The organism is Thermoanaerobacter sp. A7A (assembly GCF_000445185.1).
Taxonomy (GTDB): Bacteria; Bacillota; Thermoanaerobacteria; order Thermoanaerobacterales; family Thermoanaerobacteraceae; genus Thermoanaerobacter.
The window spans coordinates 1-9,820 of sequence record NZ_AVAF01000107.1; the positions used below are offsets into that span (position 1 = coordinate 1).

The following is a 9,820-nucleotide window of genomic DNA, read 5'->3' on the forward strand; positions in this document are numbered from 1 at the left end:
GATGTAGTGGTATTAGACGCTGACCTATCAAAATCCACAAAGACGGCAGATTTTCAAAAAGTATATCCAGATAGATTTTTTAACATGGGAATATCAGAGCAAGATATGATGGTAACAGCAGCAGGACTCGCTACCTGTGGGAAAATTCCTTTTGCCAGCACTTTTGCCATATTTGCAACAGGAAGAGCTTATGAGCAAGTGAGAAACTCCATAGGTTATCCACACTTAAACGTAAAAATAGCAGCTACCCATGCTGGCATAACAGTAGGAGAAGACGGAGCGACACACCAATCAATAGAGGATATATCCCTTATGAGAGGAATACCTGGGATGGTGGTAATAAACCCAGCCGATGCAGAAGAGACGAGACAAGCCATATTTGCGGCTGCAGAACACTATGGACCAGTATACATAAGATTGGGGAGGATGGCAGTACCAGATATACACGATCAAAACTACAAATTTGAATTAGGAAAAGGTGAAGTAATAAGAGAAGGGAAAAACGTAGCGATAATAGCGACAGGGATAATGGTAGCCATAGCGATTGAAGCAGCAGACAAATTAAAAGAAGAGGGAATAGAGGCGACAGTTGTTAACATACACACAATAAAACCTATAGACAAAGATTTAATAGTGGAAGTAGCTAAAAAGACGGGCAAAGTTATAACAGCAGAAGAGCACAACATAATAGGAGGACTTGGGTCTGCTGTGGCAGAAGTTCTTTCAGAAGAATACCCAGTAAAGATAAAGAGAATAGGTATAAAAGACCAATTTGGCAAATCCGGTTCACCTAAAGAGCTTTTAAAGTATTATGGATTGACAGCGGAGGATATTGTTAAAAACTCCAAAGCTATTCTTAAAATATCTTAACGAATAAATTTAGGAAGTAGAAATTAGAAAAATTGTGAAAAAGGGGGCCCATAATTTGAATGATTTACTTATAGCGGCGAGAAAGAATAAGTATGCTATTGGAGGTTTTAATTTTAATTTTTATGATGATGCATTAGGCATAGTTTTAGGAGCATATGAATTGAGTTCTCCTGCATTTTTGATGGCTAGTGAGGGAACAGTTAAATTTTTAGGAGTTAAAAAAATAGTTAATTATGTAAAACAGCTAAAAGAAGATTTTAATATTCCTATTGTTTTACATCTTGATCACGGTAAAAATATAGAAATAATAAAAGAGTGTATAAAAGATGGATTTGATTCTATAATGTACGATGGCTCACTGCTTGATTTTGAAAATAATATTAAAAATACCAGAATGATAGCTGAATTATGCCATGACAGAGGAATACCATTAGAAGGTGAATTAGGCAGAATATCAGGAATAGAAGAAAATGTTGAAAATATTGATGATGTATTAACCGATCCGGATAGTGTAGTGGAATTCATAGAAAGGAGTAAAGTAGACTCTTTGGCAATAGCTATTGGGAATGCACATGGATTATATAAAGACAAACCTAAGTTAGATTTTGAAAGACTCTCAAAAATTAATGATATTTCATCAGTGCCTTTAGTTTTACATGGAGGCACAGGTATACCTTTAGAAGATATAAAAAAAGCTATAAAATTAGGTATAAGTAAAGTAAATATTGGAACTGAAATAAAGATAACATATTTTAAAACTATAAAAAGATATATTGGAACTATTAATAAAAATGATGTAAGACATTTAATTTCTACTATTCAGAATGATATCAAAGAACTTGTAAAACAATATATTGAGATATTTGGTAGTTTTAATAGGATATGATTATCGATATCTCCGAGGTGAATTTCATGAAGATAGGTGTAGTAACAAGTGGAGGGGATTGCCCCGGAATGAATGCGTTTATATTGGAATTAGCAAAATTATGTAGCAAAACGGATTGTGATTTGATTGGATATATTGGAGGGTATAAAGGGGTAGAGGAAAATAATTTTATCGATCTTAATTTTAATAGTATAAGTGGTATGTCATTAGGGAAAAGAGGAGGAAGTATATTATTCACAGGTCGATATGAAAATTTAAAAGATGACAAAAAAATGATTTATTTAAAGCAAAATTTGAACAAGAGTGGAGTAGATTGGCTGGTGGTATTAGGCGGAGATGGCTCTTTAAGAGCTGCTAAAAAATTGTCTGATTTAGGAATAAAGGTAGTTGGAGTCCCAGCCACGATAGATAATGATGTCAAAGGTACAGATTATACACTAGGTTTTGATACCGCTATTAATAAAACACTGGAGGTTATAAATGATATTGAAGATACTGCTACTGCTATGCCTGGCAAAATATACATAGTGGAAACATTAGGAGGCGATTCTGGAAATATAGCAAAGGCTGCATTTGATCAAGGTGCAGCAGATATAGCATTGATACCTGAAATGCCAATTAGTGATGAAGAACTTGTTAATATGGTAAAGGAAAAATTTAGTAATGGCAATAAATACATAATAATAACAATCTGTGAAGGACTAAAAAGAACAATGCATTATAGCGAATTGTTACAACAAGCTTTAAACAGAAAAGTACATGTAACAATCATAGGACATAAACAAAGAGGAGGAAGTCCCACTGCATATGATAGATATATGGCAAAACAATTTGCAAAGCAAGCCTTTGATTTAATTAAAAAAAATGATTATGGGAAAATGGTTTGCTATACATTGGGTAAAATTGGGAATTGCAATTTATAATTATTTCCAATAGTTTCTTTTTCGTTCTTTTGTACTATATTTTAGGTTATATACTAATATATTGAGGGCAGGTAGAAGTGACCTTGTTTGAAGTATAGAGCACTTATTTTGAATGTCTATTATATATATTGTTTAGATGCTAAAATTTAGGCATACAGAATAAGTGCATTAAATACATATTTTATCATTTACAAAAACATACTAACAATAGAAATACAAACACATGTGACCTACAGATGGTTTTGAGGATATGGATTAAACGAAGAAATACCCCACTTTTCTACCTTTGGGAAAAACTATGAAAGAAAATTCAAAAACACAGATATATTCGAAAAAATATTTACGAGGATACTAGAAGAAGCAATAAAACACAAATTCATAATTTGCATGTTTTTATCCAATATTCATCAGATTATATACAATTATATCCAAATATAAAGCAAACCCCACTTTTTACATGTATAAAAAGTGGGGTTTGTCTTCAATCTGAATCACTTTATATACAAAGTGTAAAGTGATATTCAGTTTGTTGACAAAATTAATTTTAAGCCCCACTTTCGGAACGTAGAAAGTGGGGCTATTGCTTTTGGTGTTCCTACTTTTCCCTCAACTTCTTCTAATACTTCTTCAAACATCACGCTGTCATGCACATTTGCAGCTGTTACTTTTACTCCTAATACAAATCCATTTTTATCGCACGCTGTATGAAAGGAATAGGCTTTGTAGTGAATAAGAGATTGATAAGATTAATAAAAAAATTTTTATCATAAGCAGGAATTTTAAAATTTATAGCGAATATATATAATATAAACTCCTGCACAAATTACATTATATTGCACAAATGTGCAAATTTGATTAAGATACGACTAAAATATATCATGCAGTAATAATTTAGAAGAAACAAAAATATAAATAAAAAGCCTGACGACAATTAAAACATATATAGTTGGAGGTAGATATGATGGGAGAATCGTGGTTAAATCTAGAAAACAAAGTTGCGATAATAACAGGAGGTGCTTCTGGTATAGGTAAAGAAATAGCAATTAAGTTAGCAGAACAAGGAGCATCAGTAGTTATAGCTGATATAAATTCTGATGGTGAGAAAGTCATAAATCAATTAAGTGGGGGAAGAAAAAGACATCTATTTTTACAAACAGATGTTGCCAAAAAAGATAGTGTTAGGAAGATGGTAGAGAATGTTATTAAGATATTTAGAAAAATTGATATATTGGTTAATAATGCTGGTATAAATATTCCAAGACTTTTAGTAGATCCTAAAGATCCAAACGGAAAATATGAGTTAAACGAGCAAGATTTTGACTTAATGGTAGCAATAAATCAAAAGGGCACTTTTTTCTGCACTCAGGAAGTAGCGCGAGAAATGATAAAAAATGGATGCGGTGTCATAATTAATATGAGCTCGGAAGCAGGTCTTGAAGGTTCAGAAGGTCAGAGTTGCTATGCAGGAACAAAAGGTGCTATTTATGCTTTTACAAGGTCATGGGCAAAGGAATTGGGCAAATATGGAATAAGAGTTGTAGGAGTTGCTCCAGGAATTATTGAAGATACAGGATTAAGAACTTTAGAATATGAAGAGGCTCTTGCTTATACGAGAGGTATCACTGTAGAAAAATTAAGAGAAAATTATGAAAATAAATCAATACCTCTAGGAAGAGCTGGTAGAGTTAGTGAAATAGCAGATTTGGTTTGTTTTTTGGCTTCAGAAAGAGCAAGTTATATTCATGGAGTTACTTACAACATTTCAGGTGGAAAATCTCGTGGTTAAGTTGCTCAACATATAATTTTCTACTCTCATCACCCCTCATGTTTTGCGTTTTATAAATCAAATATTACACTATTGCACATTTGTGTCAAAAAGTTTATACTACTAAAGTAGAATAAAAAATGAGGGGTGATGCTATGAGTAAGTGGGAAGAAACAAGGCTTCTTGCTAAAATTGCTCAGATGTATTATATTGAAAACTTAACTCAAAGTGAGATATCAAAAAAATTAGGTATTTATCGGACAACTATAAGTAGACTTTTGAAAAAGGCAAGAGAAAAGGGAATAGTAGAAATCGTGATCAAAAGTGATTTTGGTGAGTGCTTAGAATTGGAAAAATTATTAGAAAGTAAATTTTCTTTAAAAGAAGCAGTTGTTATACCATCTACAGATGAGCAAAACGAAATAATATTAAAACAAATGCTTGGTAAAGCCGGAGCAGAATATTTAAAGAGAATTGTTAAAGATGGTGACGTAATTGGGTTTGCATGGGGTACTACCATGGCTGCAGTTGCAAATGCATTGTCGGACTGTAATAGTATATCTGCTAATATTATTCCCCTTGTAGGTGGACCAGGAAACATAGAAAGTGAATACCATGTTAATACAATAGTATCAAAAGTTGCGTCTGCCTTTAAGGCTAAAGGACATTATCTCTATGCTCCGGCTATTACTGCAGAAAAAGAAACGAAAAAAGCTATTATGAATGATAATAATTTAAGATCAATACTAGAATTATGGAATAAAGTTAATATTGCAGTGGTAGGAATAGGCGCCCCTATTAAGTCTTCTAATCTAATATGGTCAGGTTATTTTGGAAATGAAGATATTGAATTTTTGAAAAAGGTAAATGCAGTTGGTGATATATGTTCTAGATTTTACGACATAAATGGTAATATTATAAATTCGGATTTAAATGATAGAACAATAGCGATAGATTTAGAAAAACTGCGAAATATTGAATATTCAATAGGAGTTGCTGAATCTCTTGAAAAGGTTCCCTCAATATTAGGAGCGTTAAATGGTAGATTTATAAATGTGCTTATTACTACAGAAAGAACTGCAAAATTATTAATTGAATTAAATAACAATATGTAAAAAATGTTTTATTAAATAATTTTAGAAACAATTTTTAAAAGAGGGATTTTATGGTTTGGCATATAGTTATATTGCTTGGAGCTGCATGGTTTATACAGAGTATTTTAGGATATTTGCAAATAAAACATTTTAATAAGCATTTAAAAAAAATGAGAGAATTAGGAAGAGTTGCAATAGGGAAGAACAAAGGCAAAATAAGAGCTGGGGTAGTTGTTCTAATTGCGGTCGACGGAAGTGGTAACATTATTCGAGTTGAAAAAATGAAAGGTGTTTCGGTCTTTGCCAGAATGAAACCTGTGAAAGGATTAGAAGACAAAAATATTCTCAGTATAGATAATAACACACTAAAAAATTTTGACAAATTGACAGCTAAAGCTATAGAGAATGCAATAGAAAATTTTAAAAAATTTTCTGGTGAAGGAGGTGAGGAATAGAAGAAATGTTTTAGATAGTTTATAAGTAGTTATGCAAAATTAAATAAAAGAACAAAAAGGAGGTAATTTTATGGAAGTATTGACACATGCGGCGGAAGTTTTTATAGGTTTATTTCAAGAAGGTGGGAAAACATTTGTAAATATGCTTTCTGGGATAGTTCCCACATTAATAATGCTCCTTGTTGCGATGAATGCATTAATAAAATTTGTTGGTCCTGAAAAGGTTGAAAAATTAGCAAAAGCTAGTTCAAGAAATGTATTTACAAGATATCTTATACTACCTGTGGTTGGAACATTCTTTTTCTGCAATCCCATGACATTATCATTAGGTAAATTTTTACCAGAAAAATACAAACCTAGCTATTATGCAGCAGCATCCTTTTCATGTCATACCATGAATGGACTGTTTCCGCATGTAAATCCAGCTGAACTCTTTGTGTTTTTAGGTATAGCGAATGGTATTACTCAACTAGGTTTGCCAACAAGTGACTTGGCTTTAAGATATTTTTTGGTAGGAGTTGTAACGAATTTCTTTAGAGGTTGGATAACAGATTTCACAACTTCTTGGGTTGAAAAGCAACAAAATGTTAAATTAAAGACAGAAATTTCTCTTAAATAATCTTGATAATAATCTTGATGATAAAAAATTAAGTTATCCTAGATGAATTGCTTAACAGAAGAAATGAAGTTAAAAAAATATTTATGAAGCCTTTACTAAGGAAATTTTTAGTTAAAATACTTTTAATAACACAAAATTTACAATAAAGGAGGATGAAAAATGAGCAAATATAGGAATATAAAGATAACTGCGGGGCCAGGTGGATTTGGTGGACCTTTAATTATAACGCCTACAGAGAAAAGAAACAAAGTTGTGACGATTACAGGAGGAGATATTTCACCTGTTGCGAAAAGGATTGCTGAGTTAACGGGTTGTGAACTGATAGACGGTTTCAAAACTACAGTTCCGGATGATGAAATTGCGTGCGTAATAATAGATTGTGGTGGAACATTAAGGTGTGGTATATACCCTCAAAAAAATATACCAACAGTAAATTTGACACCTGCTGGTCCAAGCGGCCCGCTTTCACAATATATTAAACCTGATATATATGTCTCAGGAGTTAAAACGAACAACATAGAACTATTTAATGGGCCTATAGAAGAAATCAAAGCTAACATTGAAGAAGTTGCAGCAGCAACTCCAAAGCCAAAGTATGATACAAGTAAAAAAATTAGTGAACAATCAAATACAGGAAATTTAATGGTTAAAATAGGTAAAGGCATGGGATACTTAGTTGGGGTACTATATCAAGCAGGGCGTGATACTATAGATACAGTATTAAGGACGATTCTTCCATTTATGGCTTTTGTATCTATGCTGATTGGCATAATATTAAAATCTGGAATAGGCGATGTATTAGCACACTTATTAACACCTCTTGCAGGTACATTACCCGGATTGTTACTATTATCAGCAATTTGTTCTTTTCCATTCCTTTCGCCGTTTTTAGGACCTGGTGCGGTAATAGCTCAGGTTATAGGTGTATTAGTTGGTGTTGAAATAGCAAAAGGCCATATTCCTCCACAATTATCTTTGCCTGCTTTATTTGCAATAAACTCACAGGCGGCATGCGATTTTATACCTGTGGGGCTTGGACTTGCAGAAGCAGAACCGGAAACAGTAGAAGTTGGTGTACCATCTGTATTGTATAGTAGATTCTTGACTGGTCCTACCACCGTATTTATTGCATGGCTTGCAAGTTTTGGCCTTTATTCAAAATGAGTAGTAAATAATGTAGGGCAAGAAGATAGTGTACCTATCTTCTTCCCTTATTATATATTAAGAATTTTATTCGGAGGTGAGCAAAATGAATACTATTTATGAAACAATTGTTACTAAAATAGGTGCAAAGGTACAAGATTTTTATTCAGAAAAAATTATTATATTATTTCGAGATAATGTTCCGGATGAACTAATTGATTATTGTGTACTACATGATAATAACATAAATAAAGTACATTTAGATTATAAAAATATAGAAGTTGGAGATATACTTAAAATAAATAAAGAAAAATTTAAAATAACAGCAGTGGGTGAATTGGTCAATATTAACCTTAAAAATCTAGGACACATTACTGTAAAATTTGACGGAAGTACGACAGCAGAACTACCCGGAACTTTACATGTAGAAAATAAAAATATACCAATTATAAATGTAGGGGATGCAATAGTAATTGTGAGGGAATAATAATAATTAATTTACCATAAAACCAAGTAGAGATGTGTGTTTAACTTTGCTTTTTATGGATTTTCTCCGTTTCGTTTTGTTTAGTTTATGAAAAATTTAAGGTTATACAAGGACAAAAAGAAGGGAGGAAAATTATTATGTTATTATTAATGGATACAGCTAACATAAAAGAAATTAAACAAAGCATTGAAATGTATCCGATAGATGGTATAACGACAAATCCTTCTATAATAGCAAAGGAAAAAAGGGATTTTATTGAATTATTGAAGGAAATTAGAGATATGATAGGATATGATAAAATGCTTCATGTACAGGTTATTAGCCAGAAAGCAGATGAAATTGTAGAAGAAGCAAAATATATAAATAAAGAAATAGGAGGAAATTTATATATAAAAATACCCGTAATACCTGAAGGAATAAAAGCCATAAAAATGCTTAAAGGAGAAATAAAAACAACGGCGACTGCTGTATTTACACCTCAACAGGCTCTTATAGCGGCTAAATCTGGTGCCGATTTCGTAGCGCCTTATGTAAACAGATTGGATAATATCTCCGCAAATGGCATTAAAGTTGTATCAGATATTGTAAAACTTATAAATATATATAATTTTAATACTAAAGTTATTGCAGCAAGTTTTAAAAATGTCGAACAAATTCATGGAGTATGTATGGCTGGAGCTCATGCTATTACGGTTAATTATAATATGATAAATCAAATGATTTTCCATCCAATGACTGATTGGAGTGTGTTGCAATTTGTTAAAGATTGGGAAATTTTTTATGGTAATAAAAAAATACGAACATAGGAAATTATATTTAGAAGTAATTACAAATAGGTAAAATTTAGGATAATGCGAAAATATGAAATAACATAATTATAAATAAATCAAGATTGCGGCTTTAAAATATTTAAAGAGGAAATTTGATGACTACATTACAAAAGAGAGTTACTCTGTTAATATAAACTAAATAAGAGTTTTATCAATTGCTATGACAAGGGAGGGCAAATGACAGAGACCGTGGCGAGTAGAGCATGAGGAATATTTTATTAAAACAGGGAGCTTTTTAAAAAAGAGGCATCAGAATAGGTCAAATCCAAATTTCTGTATAAAAATTTCAGTGAATACAACCAGATGCTCATATTACCGCTGCACGGCCTATTATACTGCCTCCGGACATGTAGGTGTCAAAGATACGCTATCGTCGGGCCTTGACAGCCCTTGACACCAAGAGCCTTCAGCAGTTATTAAAAGCTACCGGTGATGATAATGGTTAACTATCTTTTCTCTTGTTTTTTTGCCATTTAAAATACTCGGCCGTATCCAAGTACTTTTTGCCACAAGACCATATCTCCATTAGTGCCAATAAAAGTGCTTGTTCACTTCTCTGGTAACGGTTAAAAAGGTCAGTGGTAAATTTGCCATTGCGGAGTCTTGGAACTCTTAAGGTGAGAGTTCAAGCTCTGTAACTAAATTTCTCGAATAATAGCCATTACGATAATCCTGCCTTTCTTTTTTTTGTTCTCTCATAAGGGTCAACTTTAATTTGCTCAGTAGCTTGAGCCACTAGGATTTGATT

10 protein-coding genes and 3 pseudogenes are annotated in these 9,820 nt (G+C 32.3%); 11 read left to right on the plus strand and 2 right to left on the minus strand.

The genetic code is table 11. The features are described 5' to 3' along the window. The 4 genes and pseudogenes from M663_RS0107070 to M663_RS15370 all read left to right on the plus strand — a co-directional run. Window positions 1-870, plus strand: an 870-nt coding sequence (locus M663_RS0107070) for a transketolase family protein (RefSeq protein ID WP_029688427.1), incomplete at its 5' end; no start/stop codon positions are given. A 55-nt stretch (window positions 871-925) separates the two neighbouring features. Next, window positions 926-1,756 carry a class II fructose-bisphosphate aldolase gene (locus M663_RS0107075; RefSeq protein ID WP_004399711.1) on the plus strand — a complete coding sequence of 277 codons (831 nt, stop codon included), beginning with the start codon at window positions 926-928 and terminating at the stop codon, window positions 1,754-1,756. Between the two features lie 26 nt (window positions 1,757-1,782). Beyond that, window positions 1,783-2,679, plus strand: coding sequence for an ATP-dependent 6-phosphofructokinase (locus tag M663_RS0107080; RefSeq protein ID WP_003871423.1), 897 nt, complete (start codon window positions 1,783-1,785; stop codon window positions 2,677-2,679). A 204-nt stretch (window positions 2,680-2,883) separates the two neighbouring features. After that, a pseudogene (locus M663_RS15370) lies at window positions 2,884-3,048 on the plus strand (transposase); the annotation flags it as partial. A gap of 167 nt (window positions 3,049-3,215) precedes the next feature. Here M663_RS15370 and M663_RS15375 read toward each other — a convergent pair. After that, window positions 3,216-3,398: pseudogene (locus M663_RS15375) on the minus strand (transposase); the annotation flags it as partial. Window positions 3,399-3,640: 242 nt separating this feature from the next. On the opposite strand from M663_RS15375, the gene M663_RS0107090 reads away from it, so the two are divergent. From M663_RS0107090 to M663_RS0107120, 7 genes are all read left to right on the plus strand, one after another. After that, window positions 3,641-4,465 carry an SDR family oxidoreductase gene (locus tag M663_RS0107090; RefSeq protein WP_019907270.1) on the plus strand — a complete coding sequence of 275 codons (825 nt, stop codon included), beginning with the start codon at window positions 3,641-3,643 and terminating at the stop codon, window positions 4,463-4,465. A 134-nt stretch (window positions 4,466-4,599) separates the two neighbouring features. Next, window positions 4,600-5,559, plus strand: a complete 960-nt coding sequence (locus M663_RS0107095) for a sugar-binding transcriptional regulator (RefSeq protein ID WP_003871421.1) — start codon at window positions 4,600-4,602, stop codon at window positions 5,557-5,559. 50 nt (window positions 5,560-5,609) lie between these two features. Further along, the gene (locus M663_RS0107100; RefSeq protein WP_029688428.1) at window positions 5,610-5,993 is read left to right on the plus strand and encodes a transcriptional regulator GutM; all 384 of its coding nucleotides are present in this window, start codon (window positions 5,610-5,612) and stop codon (window positions 5,991-5,993) included. A gap of 70 nt (window positions 5,994-6,063) precedes the next feature. Next, on the plus strand, window positions 6,064-6,612 hold the full coding sequence (locus M663_RS0107105; RefSeq protein ID WP_028991644.1) for a PTS glucitol/sorbitol transporter subunit IIC: 549 nt from the start codon (window positions 6,064-6,066) through the stop codon (window positions 6,610-6,612). 159 nt (window positions 6,613-6,771) lie between these two features. After that, a complete protein-coding gene (locus tag M663_RS0107110) occupies window positions 6,772-7,776 on the plus strand; it encodes a PTS glucitol/sorbitol transporter subunit IIB (protein WP_029688429.1) in 1,005 nt (334 codons plus the stop codon). An 85-nt stretch (window positions 7,777-7,861) separates the two neighbouring features. Further along, complete coding sequence (locus tag M663_RS0107115; protein ID WP_029688431.1) at window positions 7,862-8,242, plus strand: PTS glucitol/sorbitol transporter subunit IIA; 381 nt, start codon at window positions 7,862-7,864, stop codon at window positions 8,240-8,242. A gap of 137 nt (window positions 8,243-8,379) precedes the next feature. Further along, a complete protein-coding gene (locus M663_RS0107120) occupies window positions 8,380-9,048 on the plus strand; it encodes a transaldolase family protein (protein ID WP_029688432.1) in 669 nt (222 codons plus the stop codon). A gap of 538 nt (window positions 9,049-9,586) precedes the next feature. On the opposite strand, the pseudogene M663_RS15380 reads toward M663_RS0107120, so the two are convergent. Next, window positions 9,587-9,694, minus strand: a pseudogene (locus M663_RS15380) (transposase); the annotation flags it as partial. Between the last annotated feature and the right edge of the window lie 126 nt (window positions 9,695-9,820).

What these genes read in the sequence shown, in the direction of transcription:
- M663_RS0107080 (WP_003871423.1), top strand. Translation starts at nt 1,783, where the DNA reads ATGAAGATAGGTGTAGTAACAAGTGGAGGGGATTGCCCCGGAATGAAT.
- M663_RS0107090 (WP_019907270.1), top strand. Translation starts at nt 3,641, where the DNA reads ATGGGAGAATCGTGGTTAAATCTAGAAAACAAAGTTGCGATAATAACA.
- M663_RS0107095 (WP_003871421.1), top strand. Translation starts at nt 4,600, where the DNA reads ATGAGTAAGTGGGAAGAAACAAGGCTTCTTGCTAAAATTGCTCAGATG.
- M663_RS0107100 (WP_029688428.1), top strand. Translation starts at nt 5,610, where the DNA reads ATGGTTTGGCATATAGTTATATTGCTTGGAGCTGCATGGTTTATACAG.
- M663_RS0107105 (WP_028991644.1), top strand. Translation starts at nt 6,064, where the DNA reads ATGGAAGTATTGACACATGCGGCGGAAGTTTTTATAGGTTTATTTCAA.
- M663_RS0107110 (WP_029688429.1), top strand. Translation starts at nt 6,772, where the DNA reads ATGAGCAAATATAGGAATATAAAGATAACTGCGGGGCCAGGTGGATTT.
- M663_RS0107115 (WP_029688431.1), top strand. Translation starts at nt 7,862, where the DNA reads ATGAATACTATTTATGAAACAATTGTTACTAAAATAGGTGCAAAGGTA.
- M663_RS0107120 (WP_029688432.1), top strand. Translation starts at nt 8,380, where the DNA reads ATGTTATTATTAATGGATACAGCTAACATAAAAGAAATTAAACAAAGC.